Source organism: Streptomyces sp. NPDC001502 (assembly GCF_042894785.1).
GTDB classification, from domain to species: Bacteria; Actinomycetota; Actinomycetes; order Streptomycetales; family Streptomycetaceae; genus Streptomyces; species Streptomyces kutzneri.
On sequence record NZ_JBIAVW010000003.1, the window covers coordinates 257500 to 279261 of the forward strand.

The window sequence follows — 21762 nt, forward strand, 5'->3', positions numbered from 1 at the left end:
GCCATCGGCGTACGGGCTCGCCGGGACGGGCGGGTGCCGACGGGAGGGGGGATATGGAGAGACCATGGTCAGGTGCGAAACGTTCCGGGGCGTGATCAGCAGGCCGACCGGCGTGCGCTGAGAGAGGCACTGGTCGGGGCCTGTGCCGACGCGGGAGCGTCCATCGGCATGCTCTACCTGCCCGACCCCGACCCCACCCGGCGCGTACTGCACCTGATGCTGGCCTCCGGGCTCTCCCGAGAGTTCGCGGCACCCTGGTCGCGGGTCGCCCTGGACGACCCCATTCCGGTGGCCGACGCGGTCCGTGAGGGCCGGCTCGTCTGGCTCCGCGGCCAGGAGGACACGGCCCGCCGCTATCCGCGTCTCGGCCTCGTCCTCCCCTACGACTTCGCGCTCGCCGCCGCCCCCCTGACCGGGGAAGCCGCCGACGGGGCCCCCGAGTCCACCGGGGCCGGCCTGGTGTTCCTGTGGCCCGGCTCGCACCGGCCCGACCTCGACGAGCAGGAGCGCACGGCCCTGGAATCGGCCCGCAGCCGCCTGGCGCGCATCCTGCGGCGTGCCGCCCGCGACGGCCTGCCGCTGCGGCCGCCACCGTATCCGATCATCCTGCGACCGCTCCCCTCACCCACACCGGGCCCGGCCGAGGCTGCGGCCACCATGGCCTTCGTCCGGCGTCTCCCCGGAGGCAACTGCGCACTCGACCTGAACGGCACCATCACCTTCATCACCCAGGAGGCGGCCGACCTGCTCGGCGCGCCCGTCTCCGGGCTGCTCGGAGCCCTGCCCTGGGAGGCCCTTCCCTGGATGGACACCCCCGCCATCGAGAACCACTACCGGGCCACCGCGATGAGCCGACTGCCCCGGAGCTTCACCGCCGAACGCCCCACCGGACAGCAGCTCTACTTCGAGCTCTACCCGGACAACACCGGCATCAGCGTCCGCATCACCACGGTCGGCGACCGGGCCGGCTCCCCGGCCCCCCTCCCGCCGACGGACCCCGAGCAGTCCGCACCCAGCCGGGCCACCGCGCTCTACCCGCTCATGCTGCTGGCCGTCACCCTCACCGAGGCCGCCCACGCGCAGGACGTCGTGGAGAAGGCCGCGGACCAGATCGTTCCCTCACTGGGAGCCCACGCCCTGGCCCTGCTGGCCGAGCAGGACGGGCGGGTGCGGATCGTCGGCCACCGCGGATACTCCGCCGAACACCTCGCGGAACTCGACGGCACCCCCGTCTCAGCCGACACCGCCATCACCCACATCCTGCACACCTCCACCCCCCTGTTCTTCGGCGACGTGGGCGAGCTCCTGGCCGCCCACCCCGACGCGGTGGTCGAGGACGGCATGGCCGCCTGGGCGTTCCTGCCCCTGATCGCCTCCAACCGCCCCATCGGCTCCCTCGTCCTCGCCTACGGGCACCCCCGCGTCTTCGCCCCCGGCGAGCGCGCCGTCCTGACCTCGATCGCCGGGCTCATCGCGCAGGCCCTGGACCGCGCCCGCCTCTACGACGCCACCTACCAGCTCGCCCGCAGCCTGCAGACCGGCCTCCTGCCCCACACCCTGCCCCGCGTCCCCCGCCTCGACGTGGCCGCCCGCTACCGCCCGGCCGCGTACGGCCTGGAGATCGGTGGCGACTTCTACGACCTCATCCGCATCGACGACACCACCGTCGCGGCGGCCATCGGGGACGTCCAGGGCCACAACGTGAATGCCGCCGCCCTCATGGGCCAGGTCCGCACCGCCGTCCACGCGGGCGCCGGCGCACCCCCGGAGGAGGTCCTCGCCCGCACCAACCGGCTCCTGACCGACCTCGAACCCGGGCTGTTCACCAGCTGCCTGTACGCCCACATCGACCTCGCCGGCCACACCGTCCGCCTGGCCTCCGCCGGCCACCCGCCGCCCCTGCTGCGCCACCCCGGCGGGACGACCGAGATGCTGAACCTGCCGGCCGGACTCCTCCTGGGCATCGAGCCAGGGGCCTCGTACACCGCCGTCGAGGTCCCCTTCAGCCCCGGCACCCTCCTCGCCCTCTACACCGACGGGCTCGTCGAGGCCCCCGGCCGGGACATCGAGGACGCCATCGGCGCGGTCGCGGCCCTGATCGGCGGCGCCCCCGAGCACCACCCGCTCGGTGACCTGGCGGACGAACTCATCGAGCACGCCCACCGCGACGGCCCCCGCCCCGACGACATCGCCCTCCTGCTGCTGCGCACCGAGGGCCCGGTACCCTCCACGGTTCCGCACCTCCTCTGAACCACCTCCGAACCGCCTCCGAACGGCCTCCGGGGCGGAGGCGCTCATCGGTCCGCGCCCAGACGGACCAGCATCTTGCCGGTGTTGGCGCCGCTCAGCACGCCGAGGAAGGCGTCGGCCGCCCGCTCGATGCCGTCGGCGACGGTCTCCTCCGTACGCAGGGTCCCGTCGGCCAGCCAGCCGGCCGCCTTGCCGATCCACTCGGGGAACAGGTCGAAGTGGCTGGAGACCAGCATCCCCCGCAGGGTCACCTCGTGGGCTGCGGCCCGGAAGAGGTTGTCCGGACCCGGCGCCGGCCGCGTGGCGTTGTAGCCGCTGATCGCACCGACCATGGCGATCCGCCCACCGGGACGGATCGCGCCGATGGCCGCTTGGAGGTGGTCGCCGCCGACGGCGTCCAGGTAGACGTCGATGCCCTCGGGGGCGGCCTCGGCGAGCTGGCCGGGGAGATCGCCCTGACGGTGGTCCACGGCCGCGTCGTAGCCGAACACGTCCAGCAGCTTCCGGGTCTTGTGGGGACCGCCGGCCGAGCCGACGACCCGCGACGCGCCCAACTGCCGTGCCAGCTGACCGGCGATGCTGCCCACCGCCCCGGCCGCGGCGGAGACGAGGACGACATCGCCCTCCTTGACCGGCGCGGTCCGGGTCAGCGCCGCGTACGCGGTCAGGCCCGTGGTGCCCAGCGCGCCGAGGTAGGCGGTCGGCGAGGCGATCGAGGTGTCGACGACGGTGGCGGCGCCGGCGTCCAGGACCGCGTACTCCCGCCAGCCGAGGAAGTGCGAGACGGTCGCCCCGACCGGGACGGAGGCGGAGCGGGAGGCGACCACCTCGCCGACCGCGCTGCCTTCGAGGGCGGCGCCGAGGGCGAACGGCGGGATGTAGGAGGGGGCGTCGTCCATCCGGCCCCGCATGTACGGGTCCACCGACATCCAGGTGTTGCGCACCAGGATCTGCCCCTCGCCGGGCTCCGGGAGCCGGGCGGCGACGAGCTGGAAGTTCGCGGGCTTCGGGGTACCGGTGGGGCGGGAGGCGAGGCGGATCTCACGGGAGACGGTCATGGCGTGTTCCTTCCGGTGCGGATGGGGACCGCTCGGTCGCGGTCACAGGAACACCGTGCAAGGGGCCGCGCACGGACGACGCACGGGCCGCGCACGGGCCGCGTACGGCGCCGCGTACGCGCGGCGTGCGGAGCCACCGGCGGTCCGCCCACGGCCTGTTGACGAGGAAGAAGTAACGTTGCGGCATGCGTTTCGAGGTGCTGGGACCACTGACCGTGCGAACCGACGAGGGGACCCCCGTCCCCGTGCCCGAGGCGAAGGTCCGGGCGCTGCTGGGCGCGCTGCTCGTGCGGTACGGGCGGCCCGTGCCCGTGGACCGGCTGGTCGACGAGCTGTGGGGCGAGGACCTGCCGGGCAACCCCGGGAACACCCTGCAGACCAAGGTCTCCCAGCTGCGGCGCATCCTGGCGCAGGCCGAGGAGGGCGGCCGGGCCCTGGTCGGGTTCGGTCCGGCGGGATACGCGCTTCGGGTGCCCGGTGAAGCGGTGGACGCGGGCCGGTTCGCCGAGCTGACCGCGCTCGCCCGCAAGGAGGCCGGGGCGCGGACGCGGGCCGCACTGCTGTCAGAGGCACTCGGGCTGTGGCGGGGGCCCGCCTACGCCGACTTCCCGGACGCCGCCTTCGCAGGGGCCGAGGCCGTCCGGCTGGAGGAGCGGCGGATCACCGCGCAGGAGGATCTCGCGGAGGCGCGGCTGGAGCTGGGCGAACACGTCGTACTGGCCGATGAATTGGGCACCCTGGTCGTGGAGCATCCGCTACGGCAGCGGCTGCGGGCAGCCCAGATGCGGGCGCTGTACGGGGCGGGGCGGCAGAACGAGGCGCTCGCGGCCTACCGGGAGCTGACGGCACGGTTCGCGCAGGAGCTGGGCATCGACCCGGACCCCGAACTCGGCGCGCTGTACGAGGCGATCCTGCGGCAGGACCCGGAGCTGACGGCCGGGCACGCGCCGGAGCCGAAGCGGGAGCCGGAGCCGGAGCCAGTGCCCGCCGTCGTGGAGGCGTGGCCGCTGCGGCCCGGGACGAACCTCCCCACCCCGGTCAGTTCGCTCGTCGGGCGCGAGGAAGCCGTCGCCCGGGTGTGCGCGGCGGTCGAGGCCGGCCGCCTGGTGACGCTCACCGGGCCCGGCGGCGTCGGCAAGACCCGTCTCGCGCTCGCCGCCGCGGCCCGCCTCGCCGACGCCGGGCCGGGCCCGTGCCCCGACGGCGTCCGCTTCGTCGAACTCGCGGGCGCGCGGGGCGGCGTGGCCGCGGTGATCGCGGCCGCCCTCGGGGTGCGGGAGGACGCCGACGGCGGCGCGGGCCCCGGATCGGGAGGCGAGGCCGCCGCCCGGGACCGGCTGGCCGCGGCGCTCGGAACGCGCCGGCTGCTCCTCGTACTCGACAACTGCGAGCACGTCGTCGAATCCGTGGCCGCTCTGACCGAGCAGCTCCTGCGGCAGGCCCCGGGGCTGCGTGTCCTCGCCACCAGCCAGGAGCCGCTCGCCCTCTCCGGCGAGGTACTCGAAGCCGTCGCCCCGCTCGACGGGGCCGAGGCCATGGAGCTCTTCGCCGCCCGCGCCGCCGCCGGCACACCCGGCTTCGCCTTGGGCCCGCACAACGCCGAGGCCGTGGCCCTGGTGTGCCGCCGCCTCGACGGACTCCCGCTCGCCCTGGAACTTGCCGCCACCCGGGTCAGGGCGCTCGGTGTGCACGCACTCGCCGAGCGGCTGCACGACCGGTTCCGGCTGCTCAACCAGGTACGACGGGACGCGCCCGCGCGGCAGCGGACCCTGCGGGCGATGATCGACTGGAGCTGGGAGCTGCTGGCCCCGGCAGAGCAGGCGGCGCTGCGCCGGCTGGCCGTCTGCCCGGGCGGGTTCACCCTGGAGTCGGCGGAGGCCGTGTGCGCGGCGGGGGACGCGGCCGCCGAGGACGTCCTGGACCTGGTCACGCGACTGGTGGACTGCTCGCTGGTCGTCGCACCCTACGGTGACGGCGACGGTGACGGCGAAGCGGGGGCACCGCGCTACCGGATGCTGGAATCGGTGACCGCGTACGGCCTGGAACGGCTCGAAGAGGCGGGCGAGGCCGCGGCCGCACGGCTGCGGCACGCGGAGCACTTCGCCGGCTTCGCCGAGCAGGCCGCGGCCCGCCTGCACGGCTCCGAACAGCGCGTATGGCTGCGCCGTCTCGACTCCGAAGGACTCAACCTGCGAGCGGCGCTGGACCGGGCGGTCGCGGCGGGAGCGGCCGGTGCCGCACTGCGGCTGGTCAACGCGTCGGCCTGGTACTGGTGCCTGCGCGGCCGGATCGGCGAGGCGCGTACGGCGCTGGAGTCCGCGCTGGCGTGCGCCTCCGCCGCGGCCGGGCAGGCCGGGCCGGACGTCGCCGGTGCGCGGGTCCGGCTGGCCGCCTTCGCCGTGTTCGCCGGGGACGACAGCCTGCTCGGCGGCGACTTCGGCGGCGCCGATCCGCGGGGAAGGTGGCTGCTGGAGTTCGCCCGCCTCGGCTTCGCCCGCGGGCTCGATGCCGAGGCCGATGACTGCGCCGCCGCCGGAGCCGCGCACGACGATGTCCTCGAAGGGCTGCCCGCGGTGTTCCGGGGCCTCGGCGACCGCTGGGGCGAGGCGGCCGCGCTGAGCGGCCTCGCCACCCGGGCCCTGTACCGAGGCGATCTCGCGGAGCTGCGCCGCAACGCCGAGGCCGGGGCGCGGCTGTTCGCGGAACTCGGCGACCAGTGGGGCCGGCTGCAGGCCTCGGAACAACTGGGCATCCTCGCCGAGATCGGCGGCGACTACGCGCAGGCCGCCCGGCTGCACGAGGACGGCGTACGGAGCGCGCGAGAACTGGAGCTCTTCACCCAGGTCTCCTTCCGGCTGGCGCGGCAGGGCCGCATCGCCCTGCTGACGGGAGACACCGCACGGGCCGCGGACCTCCACGAGCAGGCCCGGCGGCTGGCCGACGAGCAGTCGCACCGGCCGGCCCAGCAGTTCGCCGAGATCGGCCTGGCGCTGGGGGCCCGCCGGGTCGGCGACCTGGACGCCGCAGAAGCCCGGCTGCGGCCGTGGCTCGACTGGAACCGCAGGCTCGGGGTGGACATCGGCGTCGCGCTGATCCTGGCGCAGCTGGGGTACGTGGCCGAATTGCGCGGTGACGCCGCGCTCGCGGAGACCTTGCACCGGGACGGCCTCGCGGCGGCCCGCCGGTCGGGTGACCCGCGCGCCCTGGCCCTGGCCTTCGAGGGGCTGGCGGGCGCCGGGTCCGTGGCCGCCGGCTCGGGGGAGCGGGCCGCCGCGGCGGCGGCGCTCCTCGGTACGGCCGCCGCACTGCGGGAGTCGCTCGGGACCCCGCTGCCGCCGGCGGAACGGCACGACGTGGACCGGGCGACGGCCCGCCTCCGGGCGCGACTGGGCGACGACGCCTTCGCCACCGCGTTCGCACACGGCCGCGCCCTGTCGCCGCAGGCGCAGGCCGCCGCCCCGATCGAGCGCACCGGGCCGTGAGCGCGTCGAAGCCCTACGCCCGGTGTGCGCATGCGATCAGAGTGCAGAGTTCAGAGTTCGACGGTCCAGACCCCCACGGGGTGGCCGTCGGGCGGCAGCCACAGGCGGGGCTGTGACTCCTGGTGGTCCTCGCCGGCCTGCTCCTCCCAGTGGAAGCGCCCGCCCGCGTCGGGCCAGGCGACCTGCAGGAAGGGGAGCGGGGGCCGCCGGTAGATTCCGATGGCCCGGCCGAAGAAGGTCCGGCACCAGCGCATGTCGACGCTCCTGAGCCGCACCGGCCCGCCGTCCAGCACCCCGCTGTGCTCCTGACCGTCCTCCAACGCGGCGCCGGCGGCGGCCAGGTCGCCGAGCACGTTGAGCATGCGGTGCATCTCGTGGACATCACGTCCGAACATGCACAGTTCAGGGGCGCCGTGCGTGTGGGCGAGACCGATGGTGTAGGCGAACCCGGGTCCGATCTCGTCCTCGGGGACCATGGCCACGTGCCACCCGTGCCGTCGCACGTTGCCGATGATGCTCTCCTCCAGCTGGTCCGCCTCGGCGCGGTCGCCGTAGTCGTGGCACAGGACGCAGCGGCAGGAGAAGCGATCACGGAGCATGGGGTGAGGCTACGGGGCCTGAGAGGCGTTCGGCTCGCGGGGTCGCCGCGTCGCCGGGTCGGCATTTTCGGCCATTTCTCGGCATGGTGCTGACATGCTCCTGACAGTTCAAGGTCGCTGTGGGACTCTCCCGGCACGCACTCCGCACACTCTGTGAGGCCCCACGCCTCGCCCACCCCCACCAGTACGTGGCATGGAGGAGCGAACCATGAGGCACATCACGCACGGCACCCGTATCTCACGCCTCGCCGGTATCGCGACGCTGGTCGTCGCGGCGGCATTCACCGGCACCGGCACCGCCCTCGCGCAGAGCACCGGCGCCTCGGCCGTCGACCAGAAGGTCGACGGCGTGATGGTGGTCGCCGGCAACAGCTGTAGCTGGACCAACGCGAGCACCAGCGCCGTTCCCCCGAACGCCCTCACCGTCGACCGCACGACGATCAACACGCCGGGCGGCAATCTGGCCTGCGGCGGCGGCATCGCCGCCACGCTCAACAACAACCCCGCCTTCACCTTCGACGACGCCGCGGGCACGGCGCGGACCGATCTGATCGACATCACCGGCAGGCAGAGCTTCATCTCCTGCCGCTACAAGGCGACCGGCATCGTGTGGGACCGCGACGCGACGAGCCGGAAGTACATCAACCGGGCCTTCACCGCCGCCAAGACCTCGGGCAGCTTCCTGTGCCCGGGATCGGTCACCACCCCGGCCGGGGACGCGTCCATGCTGTTCCACTGAACCGGAAACCGGCTCCGGACCGGTCAGGGCCCGCATCGGTCCGGTCCGGTCCGGGCCGCGGACCCGGCCGTCGTGGCCGGGCGGACGGGTTCGGTCCACCCGGTACCGTGCCCCGTCCGCCCGAGCCACGAGGATGGGCGCATGACCCGTCTCCTCCACCTGGACCGCACCCTCGACGAGCTCGACGGACCGCCGTGGCCTCCGCCGCCCTCGCCCACCACCGGCCTGGTCACGAAGGTCCACGCCCTGCGCCACAAGCGCCTCGGCGCCCTGACCCCGGCCGACCTGCGCACACTGATCGGCCAAGCCGTAGGCCTCCCCTATCTGTTGCCCCTCGCGGTGCGCCTGCTTCGCGAAGACCCCATGCTGGACGCGTACTTCTACCCGGGGGACCTGCTGCTCGCCGTCCTGGGCCGGCCCGAATCGGCCTGGGCGCTCTTCCCGGACCTGCGGGAGGAGCTGGCGGCCGTCGTCGCGGGTCTGTCCGAAGAGGAGCGGGCCGAGCTCAGGGCCTACGGGCCGGTGGGGCGGTGGAGTTGAGGGCCCGCTTCAAGGGCGCTCGGCGCGCGCCCCGGCCAGGCAGTTCAGCAGCGCCGCGCCCCGCTCGGCGTCGTCCACGCTGACCGCGAAGTCCTTGCCCTTGGCCCGGATCACCGGCGGGGCGCCGCTCCACGGCATCACCGTCGTGCCCAGCCCGCCGACGCCGGTAGCCCCAGCCGCCGACCTGCGCCGGTGTCCCGGTGTCCCGGTGTCCCGGTGTCCGGTTCTCGGCCCGTGCCCACTCGATGTCCGCCCGCGTCCCGGCGCCGCACCGGCCACCCGAGGGGCCCGAACACCACGTCTCTACCGCGCGACGTGACCCGGACCCGGACCGAGGAACAGGCCGGCACCGAGACCGAGGCGAACAGGAACGGCACCGTCACCAGCCACATCGGCTCCGCCAGGTTGCCGAGCCCGATGAGCAGCGCGGCCAGAGCGCCCACCCCGGTGACGGCCGAGAGCAGGTACAGCCACGGGTTCTCCGTGGACGCGAGCCAGACGCGGCGTTCACCTGCAGGAATGTCCATCCGGGGGCCCTGCCCCCACGAGAGCGGGGACGCGGGCCGGCGGCTCACCGGCACCCCCACCAGCCCGGCCGCGCCCGCCGTAACGACCGTGACCACGGCCCCGACGGTGACCGAGTCCGCGTCCCGCCCGTCCGCGTGGTGGAGATTCGCCCGCACGATCGAGACCTGCTCCCCGGCCGGCAGCACCCCGCACGACACCGGCACCGCCCCGATCGCACGCCTGACGGCCCCGGCCACCTGCTCGTGCAGGGGGCGGTTGTCCGCGACGTTCAGCTCAACATGGTGCCAATGGCGCTGCGTCATCCGCTTCATTCGGCATCTGTCGTGATCCGGACGAGCCCGGCGGTGTGCAGTGGCCGTGAAGAGCGGGCCCGGCGGTCGAACCGGATGGCGGGGGCCCTCGTGTGAGGGTCATGAACACGCCTTCCGCCGGCCTCCGTGCGAGAGCCTCCGAGTACGCACTCCTGCCGCTGCGCCTCTTCCTCGGCGTCACCTTCGTCTACGCCGGTCTGGACAAGCTGACCGATCCGGCCTTCCTGTCCGCCACCGGCGACGGCTCGATCGGCCAGCAGATGGAAGCGGTGCGGGACGCCGCGGGCATTCCCGCGCTGATCGACCTCTCCCTGGCCGACCCGGTCGGCTTCGGCGTCGCGATCGCCCTCGGCGAGCTGGCCGTCGGGCTGGGCGCCCTGGCCGGCCTGCTGACCCGGATCGCGGCGCTCGGCGGTGCGCTGATCTCACTCAGCCTGTGGCTGACCATGAGCTGGTCGACCACCCCGTACTACTTCGGCGCGGACCTGATCTACCTGCTGGCCTGGACCCCCCTGATCCTCGCCGGCGCACCGGTCCTGTCCCTCGACGCGCTGCTCCACCGGAGGCGCGGTGCCACCGCCCCGGTACGCACCGACTCCGGCCCGAACCTGACGGCCGTCGGATCCCGCGCGGGTGCCCGACGGGCCCGCGCCCGGGGCCGGGCCCGGGTCAGTCCGTGATCCGCTCCAGCAGCCGGACCGTGACGACGTCGCCCTCCTCCTTACCGATGGCCTTGCGGATCTCCGCTGCCACCGGGAGCTTGTGGCGGCCGTCGCCCAGGGCCATGAAGGAGCTCCGGAACGGGTGGCCGTCGATGGTTCCGCGCACCTTCACCAGGCCCCTCGTGCCGAAGAACGCGGCCGACTCGGGCCAGATCAGATAGGTCCAGCCGCCCTTGCCCGGACTCTTCCGCAGGGTTGCCGTGAACTGTTCTTCCATGACGGAACGCCTCCGGTCGGGGATTCCATCAGGATCGGGCGGTGACGGTCCGGGCCGCAAGCGGCGGCGCCGGACCGCGTCCGTCCGAAAACGGCGGAGCCCCCGCTCCGCTGGGCCAGGAGAGGGGGCTCCGCTCGATCCGGAACGGCTCAGAGGGCGCTCTTCGAGGCGCTGTCGACGGTGCACTTCTTGTACTCGCTGCCGTCGCCCTTGCCGGTGTACGCCGTGGTGGCCTCGGCCTGCTTCGACGCACCCGCCTTGACCGTGAGGGCGGCGACCTTGGCCTGGGCGGGGGTCGCCGCCGAGGTGGCGTCCCCACGGAACTGCATGGTGATGTTGTACGTGTAGTCGATCGAGCCACTGTTGGTGACGGTGATCTTGGCGACGAGGTTCTTGCCCGACGTGTCCAGCTTGCACTCGTCGATCTTGATGTCGCGCTCGGCCTTGTTGTTGCCGGATCCACCGGTGACCGAGGAACCAGAGGTGCTGCCGCTCGTGCTGTCGCTGCCACCGGTGGTGCCACCGCTGGAGCTGCTGGAACCACTGGAGCCCGAGCCGGAACTGTGGCTGCTGCCACCGCAGCTGCCGCCGTGGGAGCCACGGGCTCCGGTGAGTGCGAAGATTGCGATACCGAAGACGGCTACCGCGCGGACATGGCGAAGCTTCACGTCAACCCCGTTGAAATGTCAGTATGTGAGAGGCCCAACTTGATGGGCGCATGACACCCTAACAGTGGGCGGGCGACCCTCGTGCCGCCGACACGGCGGGGTTCCGGCATACGGGCGCGGGGCTGCGCCTACTTGGGTACGACGCTTGCTCACGCTCGCCGTACAGGGCTGAACGGCAGCGCTGTTGGCGCAGGCGCCAACCGGTGACGCCGAGCCCCCCGCCCGAACTCGCGCGTACGCTTCGCCTCTTGGCGGCCATCGGCCGACGCCGCGCCGCAGACCCGTTGCAGTCGTACAGGCGAATCCTGGGGCGGGTCATCCGACGGCGGCGTCCTCGGCCTCCCAGCGCAACAGGTCGCCCGGCTGGCACTCGAGCACCTCGCAGAGCGCGGCGAGCGTGGCGAAGCGCACCGCCTTGGCCCGGCCGTTCTTGAGTACCGCCAGGTTGGCGGGCGTGATCCCCACGCGGTCGGCGAGCTCGCCCACGGACATCTTCCGCCGGGCCAGCATGACGTCGATGTCGACGGTGATCGGCATCAGATGACCTCGTCCAACTCGGCCTGCATCCGAGCCGCTTCGATGTCGCGCGCGACGGCCTGGGCGAGCAGCATCCGCATGACGAGCACGATGAGCGCGACCCCCAGGATCGCCACGCCGACCCCGCCCATGATGACGGTGACGCCCGGATCCTCCCGCTGGCCCGGCGCATTGAGGGCCGTGACCCCGAACCACATGAGGGCAGCCGCCACGATCGAGCCGATCACGCCGTCCACGTACCGGAAGGCGGCGTGGGAGAAAACGGTTCCGCGTCGCACCATCGTCACCAGCCGCCACACACAGACCAGGGCGACCTGGGCCGACCCCATGCCCAGGATCGTGATCACGCGCAGCGGCGTCAGCGGGAGCGCCCCGTCCTCCGGGTCGGTGGCCAGCGCCCACACCATCAATGCCTGTACGAACACGGTGCCGACGAGCACCACCACGATCACGGCGCGCAACGCGTGCACGGCCAGCTTTCCCATGACCCATCCTTCCATCGATTTACGATGGGAATCTATCGAATCTCGATAGATGGAGCAAGGGCTGGGCCGGCGGGGCCGGACGGTCGGGGCAGGACCGCTTCGCGGGCCTTCGCGATGTCGTCGCGCGCCACGGTGCTCGGCCCCGACGGCACGTGGCTCGTCGCCGCGGGCCACGCGAGCCTCGGCCGCTGCTGCCGCAGGCCCCCATGCCGACCCGCGAACCGGACACCCCCGGCGTCCTGATCACCCGCATCGAATTCGCCGCGCCCCAGAGCGCACTCCAGCAGGCTGTCGTGAAAGCGGAGTTCCAGCGCAGCTCAGGCGACATCCCCTGCCCGCCGCTGGGCTCGGTCGCCTACCCGGGCCGAGGAGGGCCGGACCGGCGCGGCAGTTCGTCGTGGAGGAGGCGACCGGTGAGTGCGCCGCCGAAGACGACGACGCCGATGCCGACGAGCCAGGTCTGGATGACGAGGACGGTTCCGAAGGGGCCGTAGGTGACGGCGCTGGAGGCGATCAGCGGTGAGAAGACGAGTCGGGAGAAGATCCGTAGTCCGAGCAGCGCGATCATGGTGGCGACCGCCCCGGGAAGCAGAGCGGTCCAGGCCACCCGGCCGCCGAGCAGCAGCCGCTGGGACCACCAGAAGAACAGGGTGCCGATCGCCACCGTGACGAACCCGCGGGCCGGAGACTCACGCCATGGTGGTGTGATGGCCGACAGGTACAGGACGCCGACGAGAACGCCGAGCCAGACCACATGCCGCCACCTGGCCCACCAGCGGGCCGGGGGCAGGTCCCAGATCTTTTCGTAGCCGCTCTGCAGCATGGTTCCGAAGGACAGGCCGAACACGGTGAGTACGGCGAGGCCGAACGCCGTCGTGGTCCGCCATGCCTGGCCGGGCAGGGCGAAGAGCCGTTCGATTTCCGCCCTGGCGGCCGGCGACACGCCGAGTCCGTCCCCCAGCCATTGCGCGAACCCCTGCCCGGTGGCGGTGTCCGCCGCGGATACGACGATCAGCAGCGGTACCAGCGTCAGGAACCCCAGCGCCGAGAACCCCAGCGAGCGCTGCCACAGGTCGACGTCCCGGATGCGCCCCCAGTGCCGTCCGGCCCGCGCACGGCGCATCGCGCTGCGTATCCGTTCGACGGGCGACAGCCGGCCAGGTCCACCCGACCCCGTCATTTCACCGGGTCACGCCCGGACGAGTCGCCGCGACCGCTGTTCCGTGCCCGGGAGCGGTAGGCCGGAGGTGAGGTGACGAGCATGGCCGCTCCAGGTGTCGCTCCCACGATAGGACTCTCGTGCCGGGGAATCCATCGGGACGGCTTCCGCCCGGGCCGACCGGGTCAGGACAGCTTGTCCTGCGGGGTCACCACGGTGAAGAGCGCCCCCTCGGGATCGGCGAGGACGACCCACCGGCTCGCGCTGGACGTCTGTACGGGAGACGCGATCCTGCCGCCCAGCCGGATCGCGGCCTCGACCACCGTCTCCAGGTCGGGCACGCGGAAGTGGACGTGCCATCGGGGACGGACCTCCGGGTCCGGTGCCGCTTCGAGCGCGCCGCCGCTGATGCGGGCCACGGTGTCGCGCCCGTGGCGCAGGACGACGTGGGCGTGCTCGTAGGAGACCGCGCAGCAGCCGGGACGCGAGCCGGCCCATTCGAGGACCTCCCCGTAGAAGATGGCGGCCGCGAACGCGTCCCGGGTCCGCAGTTCCAGCCAGGCGGGTGCACTTCCGCGGCCGACCGACCAGTCGGGGACGACCTCGCCCTGCCAGAAGCCGAAAACGGCCCCGGCGGGGTCCGCCGCCAGGGCGATGCGGCCGGTGCCGAAGGCCACGGGGCCGACCGCCATGGTGGCGCCGCGTTCGAGGATCCGTGAGGCGGTCACGTCGGCGTCCTCGACGGCGAAGTAGGGCGTCCACAGCACCGGCGCGCCGACGCTCCCGGCGAGCACGCCGATGCCCGCCACGGGAGCCCCGTCACGGAAGGCGACCACGATCCCGCCGCCGAGGTGGGTGGAGCGGAAGTCCCAGCCGAGCACGCCGGCGTAGAACCGCTGTGTGGATTCGAGATCCCGGGCCAGCAGACTGACCCAGCACGGCGCACCGAAGATCTCGTGGCTCGAAGTCGACACAGCTGCCAGCCTCATCTGCGTTGACGGGGGACGGAACCCTTCCACCGTAGACCGGGCGGCGGCGCTGGGCCGCGAGGCGCGGTTCGAACGGAGTCATGTCCCTCTTCGGCTCGCGGCGGGCCTCGCGCGGCCCGCACCGGTGTTTGGCCGACGGCAGGGCGGGCAGCCGCGTCAACACGTACGGAACACGACGGGTCACCCCTAGCGGGAGGAGTTGTTTCGCGTGACTGAGCATGTGTGGAGCTACCGGCCGGCATCGGGGCACCTGACCTGGGCCGACCTCACCGGGTACAAGGTCGAGGCGGCCGACGGCCACATCGGGAAGGTCGACAAGCACTCCTACGACGTGGGTGACGCCTACCTGGTCGTCGACACCGGTGTGTGGATCTTCGGCAAGGAGGTCCTCCTCCCGGCGAGCACCGTGTCCCGGATAGACCTGCAGGAGGAGACGGTCTACGTGAACGCCACGAAGGACCGGATCAAGAACGCCCCCGAGTTCCACCGGGAAAAACACCTGCAGGACCCCGGATACCGGGCGGAACTCGGCAGCTACTACGGCACGGGAGGGCTGCCCGGCAACGGAGGCCTGCCCGGCGAAGGCCCGGTCGGCAGCCACCGCGCATGAGGGCCACGGCTGCCACAGGGAGGAATTCACCACCGCTGAAAATAACCGGGTACGGAATCGGTGAAGGCGAATTTCGAGGGTAGACGCCTCTTGAGAAGCCCCGGCGGATCCAAGTGTTCCGTCGAATTCCGAAGCGGGAACGAGGAGATCATGATTCTTGTCGGGCTTATTCTACTGATCGTCGGATTCTTCACCGGGATCTCCATCCTGTGGACCATCGGGATCATCCTGCTCGTGGTGGGTGCGGTGCTGTGGATCCTGGGCTCGGTCGGGCATGCGGTCGGCGGCCGGCGCCACTACTACTGACCGGTCGGCCCTACGCCGTACGAGGGACGCCGGGGCTCGGACTTCGGCCCTCGGAATTCCGGTCGGACGCAAGACGTACGTAGTCCCCCTTTCCATTCCGATTCCCCAGGGAGTGATCAGCTGTGTCGGACAAGGAGAAGAGCCGCGCCAAGGCCGAGCAGGCCAAGGGAAAGCTCAAGGAGACGGCAGGACGCACGGTCGGCAATGAACGCATGACCGCGGAGGGCCGGGCCGAAAAGGCCAAGGGCGACGCGCGTCAGGCCAAGGAGAAGATGAAGGACGTCTTCAAGCGCTGACGCGCACCAGTATCTCCGCCGAGGTCCCGCGCCCGTGTTCGGGTGCGGGACCTCGGCATGTGCAGGGCCGTACCGTCCGTGACGGCGGATGCATGGAACCGCGATACGTGTGAACGTGAGACGGCAAGGTTTCCGCGGGTGCGTGCGGCATCGGGGCGCTCACCTCGAACGCGGCCACCTGTATCGATCTGAACCCGGGAGCGATGGGCGGCGGCGGAATGCGAAGCGTGGGCGTGGAAGAAGAGCTGTTGCTGGTGGACGCTGCCACCGGTGAGCCGCTGGCCGTGTCGGGCCCGGTCGTGGCGGCGGCGGACCACTGCACGGGGGAGTGCTCCAAGGGCGGGGGAGCGAAGGAGCACGTCTTCGAGAAGGAGCTCCAGAAGGAGCAGGTGGAGTTCGGTACCAAGCCGGTGACGGAGATGGGCGAGCTCCAGGAGGAGATCGTCCGGTGGCGCACGGAGGCGGCCCGGCACGCGGCGTCCGCCGGAGCCCTCGTGGCGGCCCTCGGCACGTCGCCCCTGCCCGTGCGGCCCTCGCGCAGCGCCGGACAGCGGTACGAGTGGATCGCCGAGCAGTTCGGCCTGACCGCGCAGGAGCAGCTGACCTGCGGCTGCCACGTCCACGTAGCGGTCGAGTCGGACGAGGAGGGCGTGGCCGTCCTGGACCGGATCCGCCCCTGGCTCGCCGTACTGATCGCGATGAGCGCGAACTCTCCCTTCTGGCAGGGCGCGGACAGCGGGTACGGAAGCTACCGGAGCCGGGTGTGGAACCGGTTGCCCTCGGCCGGGCCCGTGGACGTCTTCGGGTCAGCCGACCGCTACCACGAGCAGGTCGGCGCGATGGTGGACACCGGCGTGCTGCACGACGAAAGAATGATCTACTTCGACGCCCGTCTGTCGGCCGTCTACCCCACGGTGGAGATCCGGGTCGCGGACGTGTGCCTGGAGGCGGGGACCACGGTGCTCCTGGCCGCCCTCGTCCGCGCGCTGGTCGAAACGGCCGCCCGGGCCTGGCGGGCCGGGGAGCCGCCGGCCCGGGTCGATACGGGTCTGCTGCGCCTGGCCGGCTGGCGGGCCGGCCGGTCAGGGCTGGACGGGCCGCTGCTGCATCCCCTGACGATGCGGGAGACCGCTCCCGCCACCGCCGTACGGGCCCTCCACGAGCACGTCCGCGAGGCGCTCGTCGACCACGGCGACCAGGAACGGGTGACCGCGGAGATCGCCACTCTCCTGAAACGTGGCAACGGCGCCCGGGTCCAGCGCGCGTTGTTGAGCGAGCGAGGTGACCTCGCCGCCGTGGTCCTGGGCTGCGCGGACACGACCACGGCCACACCCGCCTTCTGAGGCCGTCCGCCGCTCAGCCCGCCCCTTCGGTGTAGCGGACGCGCGCCCAGAGGGGGAGGACGAACCAGCACAGGAGGTACCAGGCCAGGACTCCCGCGACGAGCCAGGGCCCGACCGCGTTGTGCGTGGCCACCCGCAGCACGAGGAGGAGGGCGCACGTGCAGGTGGCCAGGAGCAGGATCAGTCCGGTGAAGGTCAGACGCGAGGCCCACGCGACCGCCTCGGGTTTGATCCGGCGGCCCGAGACGATGCGGTGGAAGGAGACGGGCCCGATCAGCGCCCCCGTCGCCAGTGCGCCCAGCACCACGGTAACGATGTAGATCACCTTGTCGGTCTGGGGCAGACCCTGGAAGTGCGGGGTGAAGGCGACGGTCAGCAGGAAGCCGAAGAGGATCTGCACGCCGGTCTGCGCGACGCGGATCTCCTGGATGAGCTCCTGCCACTGCCGGTCCGCGCGTTCCTCCACGCTCTCGTTCCGCCCGTTCTGGGCATCCTGTGCCATGAATCCTCCCTATGTCCGCCGGGGCTGTCGGGTATGCGTGGCGGACCGTCAGTGGAGCACGCGTACACGGCCGTCCACAGGGTAAACGCGCCCGCATGACATGGAGGCAGGCACGGCGGCGTGGTGCGGTGTCCGAGGGATCCGAGGGATCCGAGGGATCCGAAGAATTTACGGAAGGGACCAGGGCGGCCGGCCGGCGGCAACGCCGTCCGGCACACCCGGCCGTCCGGGCGCTGGCCATGGTGATCGCCTTCGTCGGGACGGTCCTGTTCGGTGCGGTCCTGGCCCGGCTGACGCTCGAACCGTCCGCCGCCTCGGAGGCCCTCGTCCACAGCAATGTCCGACCGGGTCATTCGATCAGCGCCTATCTGGACGGGACGTCGACGGTCGATGCGGTGCGCCAGCTGGGCGGGAACCTGCTGCTGGGTCTGCCGTTCGGGGTGCTCCTGCCGGTCCTGCTGCCCCCGGCCCGGGGGCTGGTGAGGGTCGCCGCGGTGACGGTCGCCCTGATGACCCTGGTGGAACTCACCCAGGGAGCCCTGATCACCGGACGCGTCTTCGACATCGACGACGTCATCCTCAACACGGCCGGAGCGCTCATCGGCTACCTGCTCATCGGCCTGCGGCTGGGCCGGGCCGTACACCCGCGCCGCAGGCACTGGTGGCACCGCTGAGCCCGGACGAGTCGTACGGCGGCCCTCCGCCTGCACGGGCCCTAGACCTCCCGCCATCGGGCCATCGCCCAGGAGAACGCCCCGAAGAGCATCAGCCCGAGGGCGACCGCGACCAGCAGCCACGGCCCCGCCGGCGTCCCGGTGAACGACCTCAGGGTGTCGTCGATGCCCTTCGCCTGCGCCGGGTCGTAGCGCACAGCGGCGTACACGACGAAGCCGCCGACCGCCGCGAACAGGGCGCCCCGGGCCAGGCCGCCGGTCACCCCGAGAAAGCCGACGGCCGCGCGCCACCGCGCCGAGACCCCGCTCATGGCGAGATGCTTGCGGAAGCTGCGCCGCGCCGCCTGCACCGCGATGACCGCGCCCGCGACGGCGATCCCGAGCCCGGCCGCACCCACCAGCCACCGGCCGGCGGGCAGATCCATGGCTCGCGCCGTCATGTCGCGGGACTGCTGGTCGCCGGAGCGCCCGCCCCCGCCCGCCGCGAACGACAGGACGGAGAAGGCGACCGCGGCGTAGAAGACGGTCCGGCCCGCCGAGGCCAGCCGCTTCACCGGCTTGCCGCCGTCGGGTCCGGCCGCGCCGAACACCGCCTCCGACAGGCGCCACAGCATCATGCCGACGAGCCCGATGCCCACGGCCCAGACGAGGATGCCGCCGAAGGGCTTGCCCATGAGCTCCTGGAGGGCGCCCTGGCGGTCGGCCTCCTTGCCCCCGGCATCACCGAAGGCCACGCGCAGGGCCAGCATCCCGATCAGTGCGTACAGCACCCCGCGGGCCAGCAGCCCGCAGCGCGCCGTGACCTCCCGGCCCCCGCCACCGCGGGACGCGGCCCGGACGCCCCTGCTCACACGGCCGCTGCCCATCGCGGTCAGACCTCGCCCCGCCAGGCGCCCGTCTCGGCTCCGCGGGACTCGATGAACAGCTTGAACCGCAACAGGTCGCCGGCGACCTGGCGCTTGATGAAGCCGAGCTTGTCGGCTGCGCTCTCGGCCAGCCCGTCGGGCACCCAGTTCATGTGCAGGACGACCTTGGTGGTGGTCGCGTCGATCGGCTGGAAGGTCACCAGCCCGGCCTGGCGCGGCTCACCGTCCACCGTCATCCACGCGACGCGGTGGTCCGGGTACTGCTCGGTGATCTGTGCGTCGAACTCACGCCGGACGCCGTTCACGTTCGTCACCCAGTGGGTGAGCGTGTCCGTGCGCTGTTCGATGCGTTCGACCCCCTCCATGAAGACGGGGAACTCCTCGAACTGCGTCCACTGGTTGTAGGCCGTCCGTGCCGGAACGTTGACCTCGACGTACTCCTCCACGTGCGACATGCGTACCCCTTCCGCGTCGTCGTCGGCGGCCCCACCCCGCATCTCGCGAAGCCGGGCATCGCCGTCAGGACCCTGCAGGACCGCGGCCGCACGCGGTGCCCGGGGGGACGGGACACCTGCGTGCGGCCGCGGATCTCGACGGGTCGCCGCCCCGCTCGAAACGGCAACTCGCCGACACTTACGCGTCTGGCCCCGAATCGGGGGCTCAAACAGCAGCGGGGAAGGAATTCGTACCGTGCCGCACCCTCAGCCGTGGGTGACGTTCACGGTGCGGGGAGCCTCCGTCCCTGCTACCGGTGCCGGGCCAGGCTGTGGAGCAGGACGAGGAGAGCGAACGCGATGACGGCGAGGTGGAGCCAGGCGGGGCCGGGCGCCGGAGCAAGGGCCAGGGAGTCGAGCGCGTGGGATGTCATACCGCGCGCCTGCCCCCCTCGCGCGGAACGAAGCTCCGGCACGAGGACGGGGGCGCGGGCGCGGGGTGGTGCGGGGGCCCGCGGGGCCCGGCCGGGTCACAGCCCCGTGGACCTGCCCGAGGTCAGCCGGGATGCCTCGATCTCGGCCCAGACGGCCTTGCCGTTCTCGTGCGTGTGCGTGCCCCAGCGATCGGAGACACGCTCCACGATGTAGAGGCCGTGGCCGCCCGGGAGGCCGCGCTGCGGCGACGGGTGGCGGCGGGGCTGCGTCGTCGTGCCGTCGAAGACCTCGATCCGCAGGACCTCGCCGGCCGAGAGCGCGAGCTCGATGCAACCGCCCGCATGCAGGGCCGCGTTGGTCAGCAGCTCGGACACGAGGAGCAGGGTGTCCTCGGACGTTTCGGTCCCGCTCCAGCCCCAGTCGAGCAGGGCCTGGCGTACGAAGTCGCGGCCCTTGGCCACGGGTCCGCGGACGCCGGCCAGGGCGAGCCGACGGCGCTGCCCCGCGACGGGAAGCCCGGCAGGCCTGCGATCGCCGGCTTCCGGCCCGATCGTTTCCACTGAGGTCTCTCACCCCCACCATTGACATTGGTCTCTGTTCGCGGGAACGAACAGGCCCCGTGGGGCCGAGGACACCCGAGCACGCGACTGACAGTCTAAAGGGACCGCCGGCCGCTCAGCAGGTTGTCATGTGCAGCCTCAGAGTAAGGCCGCCGTCCGAGGCGCGGATCTCCACCAGATCGCACAGCTGGTGGATCATCCACAGGCCTCGGCCGCCGTCGGCCGAGGCCAGGGCGGGACGACGGCGCCCCGCCAACGGGTCGGCGAGGTGACCTCCGTCGCGGATCTCGGCCACGACCCCGGCACCCGCACCGGATCCCGCAGTGCTCCACAGCCGGATCGCGCCGCTCCCGCCCCCGTGAGCGAGGGAGTTGGCGGCGGCCTCGCCGACCGCCAGGACGAGGTCGCCCCGCCGCACGGCGCTCAGGGCCGTGCCACGGGCGAAGGCCTCGGCGTACGCGCGTACCTCGCTCAGCTGCCCGTGCGTGTAGGCGAGCCAGGGCGCACCGCCGTCGGGTTCGGGCAGGGGGGCGTCGCAGTCGGCGCAGACCGACGAGGCGTCCGCGTAGTCCGGGCTCAGCAGGGCTTTGTCGTCCTCCAGCAGCGTGGGATGCGTACGCCGGGCATCGGACACCACGGCGGCCGGCAGGCCGAGGACGTCGTACGGGCACAGGATGGTGGCCCGGCGCCCCGCGAAGGCGGTGTTGATGAGGGCCTCGTGACGCGTGGCCTCCAGCACCTCGGCCCGCGAGCGCCCGGGCCAGATCGGCTCGCCCACGATCCTGGCCGGCCGTCCCGCGTGCCGGTCGGCGAAGTCCTGCAGGGCGGCCAGGATACGGCCGGGGTTGCGGCCCAGGTGCGTCATGTCCGTCCAGGTGACCCCGGTCGCGGCGACGCCGAGGTCCTCGCGCAGGGCATCCAGCCGCGGGCCGGGCACGGCCACGAGCACCGGCTCGTCGGCCGCGAGGGCGGACCGTACGAACCCGCCCACGCCTGCCAGGTAGTCCGCCTGCCCCCGGTAGAAGAGGGCGGGGTGGACGAAGGCCCCGGAGGCGCCGGACGCAGGAGAATTGATCATGCTGCGACCTCCAGCGCGGCACATTCGTCCGGGAACATCTCCACGAGCTTGCGGAGCGAGTATGGCGGGTGGTGGAGCAGCAGGCGACGCCCCTGGCCGGTGACGGTGGCGTTGGCCTGCACCAGGGCGGCGACGGCGGCCGTGTCGAGGAAGGCCACCGCGGACAGGTCGAGATGGACGACCGGGCCGGGGATCCGGATGACGACGCCGAGCGCCGCGCACAGGATCGGCCGGGTGTCGAGGTCGCAGCTGCCGCTCAGCTGGGCACCGGGTCGGTCGCGCAACGGCCGTGCGGTCAGCGTCGCCGTCGTACCCGTCCCGGCGTTCGCGCACCGCACGACCTCGTTCGCCCACATGGCGTCATCGTAGAGCGC

General features: G+C 72.6%; 26 protein-coding genes and 1 pseudogene. 10 read left to right on the forward strand and 17 right to left on the reverse strand.

Going from position 1 to position 21762, the window contains the following annotated elements; translation table 11 throughout:
- Nucleotides 1–72: 72 nt before the first annotated feature.
- Nucleotides 73–2250, forward strand: a complete 2178-nt coding sequence (locus ACFY0D_RS06000; protein WP_390797188.1) for a SpoIIE family protein phosphatase — start codon at nucleotides 73–75, stop codon at nucleotides 2248–2250.
- 44 nt (nucleotides 2251–2294) lie between these two features.
- Here the strand turns inward: ACFY0D_RS06000 and ACFY0D_RS06005 are convergent, their stop codons facing one another.
- The gene (locus tag ACFY0D_RS06005; protein WP_390797189.1) at nucleotides 2295–3308 is read right to left on the reverse strand and encodes an NADP-dependent oxidoreductase; all 1014 of its coding nucleotides are present in this window, start codon (nucleotides 3306–3308) and stop codon (nucleotides 2295–2297) included.
- Nucleotides 3309–3493: 185 nt separating this feature from the next.
- Here ACFY0D_RS06005 and ACFY0D_RS06010 point away from each other — a divergent pair, with 185 nt between their 5' ends.
- Entirely contained in the window at nucleotides 3494–6790 is a 3297-nt protein-coding gene (locus tag ACFY0D_RS06010) for a BTAD domain-containing putative transcriptional regulator (protein WP_390797190.1), read from the forward strand.
- 50 nt (nucleotides 6791–6840) lie between these two features.
- Here the strand turns inward: ACFY0D_RS06010 and ACFY0D_RS06015 are convergent, their stop codons facing one another.
- Entirely contained in the window at nucleotides 6841–7389 is a 549-nt protein-coding gene (locus ACFY0D_RS06015) for a DUF4262 domain-containing protein (RefSeq protein ID WP_390797191.1), read from the reverse strand.
- 208 nt (nucleotides 7390–7597) lie between these two features.
- Between ACFY0D_RS06015 and ACFY0D_RS06020 the strand changes: the two genes are divergently transcribed.
- Both ACFY0D_RS06020 and ACFY0D_RS06025 read left to right on the forward strand, forming a co-directional pair.
- Nucleotides 7598–8128 carry a hypothetical protein gene (locus ACFY0D_RS06020; RefSeq protein WP_389117623.1) on the forward strand — a complete coding sequence of 177 codons (531 nt, stop codon included), beginning with the start codon at nucleotides 7598–7600 and terminating at the stop codon, nucleotides 8126–8128.
- A gap of 141 nt (nucleotides 8129–8269) precedes the next feature.
- Nucleotides 8270–8668 carry a contact-dependent growth inhibition system immunity protein gene (locus ACFY0D_RS06025; RefSeq protein WP_390797192.1) on the forward strand — a complete coding sequence of 133 codons (399 nt, stop codon included), beginning with the start codon at nucleotides 8270–8272 and terminating at the stop codon, nucleotides 8666–8668.
- A 9-nt stretch (nucleotides 8669–8677) separates the two neighbouring features.
- Here ACFY0D_RS06025 and ACFY0D_RS06030 read toward each other — a convergent pair whose 3' ends face one another.
- Entirely contained in the window at nucleotides 8678–8806 is a 129-nt protein-coding gene (locus ACFY0D_RS06030) for a hypothetical protein (protein ID WP_390797193.1), read from the reverse strand.
- Nucleotides 8806–9498: a hypothetical protein gene (locus ACFY0D_RS06035; RefSeq protein WP_390797194.1), complete on the reverse strand. Its 693-nt coding sequence runs from the start codon at nucleotides 9496–9498 to the stop codon at nucleotides 8806–8808. Before ACFY0D_RS06035 ends, ACFY0D_RS06030 begins: the two co-directional genes overlap by 1 nt.
- A 110-nt stretch (nucleotides 9499–9608) precedes the next feature.
- On the opposite strand from ACFY0D_RS06035, the pseudogene ACFY0D_RS06040 reads away from it, so the two are divergent.
- Nucleotides 9609–10076: pseudogene (locus ACFY0D_RS06040) on the forward strand (DoxX family protein); the annotation flags it as partial.
- Between the two features lie 100 nt (nucleotides 10077–10176).
- Here ACFY0D_RS06040 and ACFY0D_RS06045 read toward each other — a convergent pair.
- From ACFY0D_RS06045 to ACFY0D_RS06070, 6 genes are all read right to left on the reverse strand, one after another.
- A complete protein-coding gene (locus ACFY0D_RS06045) occupies nucleotides 10177–10446 on the reverse strand; it encodes a DUF1905 domain-containing protein (RefSeq protein ID WP_390797195.1) in 270 nt (89 codons plus the stop codon).
- 149 nt (nucleotides 10447–10595) lie between these two features.
- Nucleotides 10596–11114 (reverse strand): hypothetical protein, encoded by a 519-nt coding sequence (locus tag ACFY0D_RS06050; protein WP_390797196.1) that lies wholly within the window; start codon nucleotides 11112–11114, stop codon nucleotides 10596–10598.
- Nucleotides 11115–11429: 315 nt separating this feature from the next.
- Nucleotides 11430–11651, reverse strand: coding sequence for a helix-turn-helix domain-containing protein (locus tag ACFY0D_RS06055; RefSeq protein ID WP_390797197.1), 222 nt, complete (start codon nucleotides 11649–11651; stop codon nucleotides 11430–11432).
- Complete coding sequence (locus ACFY0D_RS06060; RefSeq protein ID WP_390797198.1) at nucleotides 11651–12136, reverse strand: DUF2975 domain-containing protein; 486 nt, start codon at nucleotides 12134–12136, stop codon at nucleotides 11651–11653. Before ACFY0D_RS06060 ends, ACFY0D_RS06055 begins: the two co-directional genes overlap by 1 nt.
- A 355-nt stretch (nucleotides 12137–12491) precedes the next feature.
- Nucleotides 12492–13259 carry a ribonuclease BN gene (locus ACFY0D_RS06065; protein ID WP_390797199.1) on the reverse strand — a complete coding sequence of 256 codons (768 nt, stop codon included), beginning with the start codon at nucleotides 13257–13259 and terminating at the stop codon, nucleotides 12492–12494.
- Nucleotides 13260–13480: 221 nt separating this feature from the next.
- Entirely contained in the window at nucleotides 13481–14218 is a 738-nt protein-coding gene (locus tag ACFY0D_RS06070; RefSeq protein WP_390797415.1) for a VOC family protein, read from the reverse strand.
- A gap of 274 nt (nucleotides 14219–14492) precedes the next feature.
- On the opposite strand from ACFY0D_RS06070, the gene ACFY0D_RS06075 reads away from it, so the two are divergent.
- The 4 genes from ACFY0D_RS06075 (at nucleotide 14493) to ACFY0D_RS06090 (ending at nucleotide 16839) form a co-directional block, all read left to right on the forward strand.
- Nucleotides 14493–14894 carry a PRC-barrel domain-containing protein gene (locus tag ACFY0D_RS06075; RefSeq protein WP_390797200.1) on the forward strand — a complete coding sequence of 134 codons (402 nt, stop codon included), beginning with the start codon at nucleotides 14493–14495 and terminating at the stop codon, nucleotides 14892–14894.
- Between the two features lie 150 nt (nucleotides 14895–15044).
- Nucleotides 15045–15200 (forward strand): DUF6131 family protein, encoded by a 156-nt coding sequence (locus ACFY0D_RS06080; protein WP_301374057.1) that lies wholly within the window; start codon nucleotides 15045–15047, stop codon nucleotides 15198–15200.
- A 122-nt stretch (nucleotides 15201–15322) separates the two neighbouring features.
- Nucleotides 15323–15496: a CsbD family protein gene (locus ACFY0D_RS06085; protein WP_390797201.1), complete on the forward strand. Its 174-nt coding sequence runs from the start codon at nucleotides 15323–15325 to the stop codon at nucleotides 15494–15496.
- Nucleotides 15497–15714: 218 nt separating this feature from the next.
- Nucleotides 15715–16839 carry a glutamate--cysteine ligase gene (locus ACFY0D_RS06090; protein WP_390797202.1) on the forward strand — a complete coding sequence of 375 codons (1125 nt, stop codon included), beginning with the start codon at nucleotides 15715–15717 and terminating at the stop codon, nucleotides 16837–16839.
- A 13-nt stretch (nucleotides 16840–16852) separates the two neighbouring features.
- Here ACFY0D_RS06090 and ACFY0D_RS06095 read toward each other — a convergent pair whose 3' ends face one another.
- On the reverse strand, nucleotides 16853–17341 hold the full coding sequence (locus ACFY0D_RS06095) for a DUF6328 family protein (RefSeq protein WP_390797203.1): 489 nt from the start codon (nucleotides 17339–17341) through the stop codon (nucleotides 16853–16855).
- A gap of 239 nt (nucleotides 17342–17580) precedes the next feature.
- On the opposite strand from ACFY0D_RS06095, the gene ACFY0D_RS06100 reads away from it, so the two are divergent.
- Entirely contained in the window at nucleotides 17581–18015 is a 435-nt protein-coding gene (locus tag ACFY0D_RS06100; RefSeq protein WP_390797204.1) for a VanZ family protein, read from the forward strand.
- A gap of 41 nt (nucleotides 18016–18056) precedes the next feature.
- Here ACFY0D_RS06100 and ACFY0D_RS06105 read toward each other — a convergent pair whose 3' ends face one another.
- The 6 genes from ACFY0D_RS06105 to ACFY0D_RS06130 all read right to left on the reverse strand — a co-directional run bounded on the left by ACFY0D_RS06105 (nucleotide 18057) and on the right by ACFY0D_RS06130 (nucleotide 21744).
- Nucleotides 18057–18881, reverse strand: coding sequence for a DUF1206 domain-containing protein (locus ACFY0D_RS06105; RefSeq protein WP_390797205.1), 825 nt, complete (start codon nucleotides 18879–18881; stop codon nucleotides 18057–18059).
- Nucleotides 18882–18886: 5 nt separating this feature from the next.
- Nucleotides 18887–19336 carry an SRPBCC family protein gene (locus tag ACFY0D_RS06110; protein WP_390797206.1) on the reverse strand — a complete coding sequence of 150 codons (450 nt, stop codon included), beginning with the start codon at nucleotides 19334–19336 and terminating at the stop codon, nucleotides 18887–18889.
- 290 nt (nucleotides 19337–19626) lie between these two features.
- Entirely contained in the window at nucleotides 19627–19749 is a 123-nt protein-coding gene (locus tag ACFY0D_RS06115) for a hypothetical protein (protein ID WP_384829789.1), read from the reverse strand.
- Nucleotides 19750–19845: 96 nt separating this feature from the next.
- Nucleotides 19846–20310 carry an ATP-binding protein gene (locus ACFY0D_RS06120; protein ID WP_390797207.1) on the reverse strand — a complete coding sequence of 155 codons (465 nt, stop codon included), beginning with the start codon at nucleotides 20308–20310 and terminating at the stop codon, nucleotides 19846–19848.
- Nucleotides 20311–20425: 115 nt separating this feature from the next.
- Nucleotides 20426–21388, reverse strand: a complete 963-nt coding sequence (locus ACFY0D_RS06125) for an anti-sigma factor RsbA family regulatory protein (RefSeq protein WP_390797208.1) — start codon at nucleotides 21386–21388, stop codon at nucleotides 20426–20428.
- Entirely contained in the window at nucleotides 21385–21744 is a 360-nt protein-coding gene (locus ACFY0D_RS06130; protein WP_390797209.1) for a lipid asymmetry maintenance protein MlaB, read from the reverse strand. Before ACFY0D_RS06130 ends, ACFY0D_RS06125 begins: the two co-directional genes overlap by 4 nt.
- Nucleotides 21745–21762: the final 18 nt, after the last annotated feature.

What these genes read in the sequence shown, in the direction of transcription:
- ACFY0D_RS06005 (WP_390797189.1), bottom strand. Translation starts at nt 3,308, where the DNA reads ATGACCGTCTCCCGTGAGATCCGCCTCGCCTCCCGCCCCACCGGTACC.
- ACFY0D_RS06010 (WP_390797190.1), top strand. Translation starts at nt 3,494, where the DNA reads ATGCGTTTCGAGGTGCTGGGACCACTGACCGTGCGAACCGACGAGGGG.
- ACFY0D_RS06015 (WP_390797191.1), bottom strand. Translation starts at nt 7,389, where the DNA reads ATGCTCCGTGATCGCTTCTCCTGCCGCTGCGTCCTGTGCCACGACTAC.
- ACFY0D_RS06020 (WP_389117623.1), top strand. Translation starts at nt 7,598, where the DNA reads ATGAGGCACATCACGCACGGCACCCGTATCTCACGCCTCGCCGGTATC.
- ACFY0D_RS06025 (WP_390797192.1), top strand. Translation starts at nt 8,270, where the DNA reads ATGACCCGTCTCCTCCACCTGGACCGCACCCTCGACGAGCTCGACGGA.
- ACFY0D_RS06030 (WP_390797193.1), bottom strand. Translation starts at nt 8,806, where the DNA reads ATGCCGTGGAGCGGCGCCCCGCCGGTGATCCGGGCCAAGGGCAAGGAC.
- ACFY0D_RS06035 (WP_390797194.1), bottom strand. Translation starts at nt 9,498, where the DNA reads ATGACGCAGCGCCATTGGCACCATGTTGAGCTGAACGTCGCGGACAAC.
- ACFY0D_RS06045 (WP_390797195.1), bottom strand. Translation starts at nt 10,446, where the DNA reads ATGGAAGAACAGTTCACGGCAACCCTGCGGAAGAGTCCGGGCAAGGGC.
- ACFY0D_RS06055 (WP_390797197.1), bottom strand. Translation starts at nt 11,651, where the DNA reads ATGCCGATCACCGTCGACATCGACGTCATGCTGGCCCGGCGGAAGATG.
- ACFY0D_RS06060 (WP_390797198.1), bottom strand. Translation starts at nt 12,136, where the DNA reads ATGGGAAAGCTGGCCGTGCACGCGTTGCGCGCCGTGATCGTGGTGGTG.
- ACFY0D_RS06065 (WP_390797199.1), bottom strand. Translation starts at nt 13,259, where the DNA reads ATGCGCCGTGCGCGGGCCGGACGGCACTGGGGGCGCATCCGGGACGTC.
- ACFY0D_RS06080 (WP_301374057.1), top strand. Translation starts at nt 15,045, where the DNA reads ATGATTCTTGTCGGGCTTATTCTACTGATCGTCGGATTCTTCACCGGG.
- ACFY0D_RS06090 (WP_390797202.1), top strand. Translation starts at nt 15,715, where the DNA reads ATGCGAAGCGTGGGCGTGGAAGAAGAGCTGTTGCTGGTGGACGCTGCC.
- ACFY0D_RS06095 (WP_390797203.1), bottom strand. Translation starts at nt 17,341, where the DNA reads ATGGCACAGGATGCCCAGAACGGGCGGAACGAGAGCGTGGAGGAACGC.
- ACFY0D_RS06100 (WP_390797204.1), top strand. Translation starts at nt 17,581, where the DNA reads ATGGTGATCGCCTTCGTCGGGACGGTCCTGTTCGGTGCGGTCCTGGCC.
- ACFY0D_RS06105 (WP_390797205.1), bottom strand. Translation starts at nt 18,881, where the DNA reads ATGGGCAGCGGCCGTGTGAGCAGGGGCGTCCGGGCCGCGTCCCGCGGT.
- ACFY0D_RS06110 (WP_390797206.1), bottom strand. Translation starts at nt 19,336, where the DNA reads ATGTCGCACGTGGAGGAGTACGTCGAGGTCAACGTTCCGGCACGGACG.
- ACFY0D_RS06115 (WP_384829789.1), bottom strand. Translation starts at nt 19,749, where the DNA reads ATGACATCCCACGCGCTCGACTCCCTGGCCCTTGCTCCGGCGCCCGGC.
- ACFY0D_RS06125 (WP_390797208.1), bottom strand. Translation starts at nt 21,388, where the DNA reads ATGATCAATTCTCCTGCGTCCGGCGCCTCCGGGGCCTTCGTCCACCCC.
- ACFY0D_RS06130 (WP_390797209.1), bottom strand. Translation starts at nt 21,744, where the DNA reads ATGTGGGCGAACGAGGTCGTGCGGTGCGCGAACGCCGGGACGGGTACG.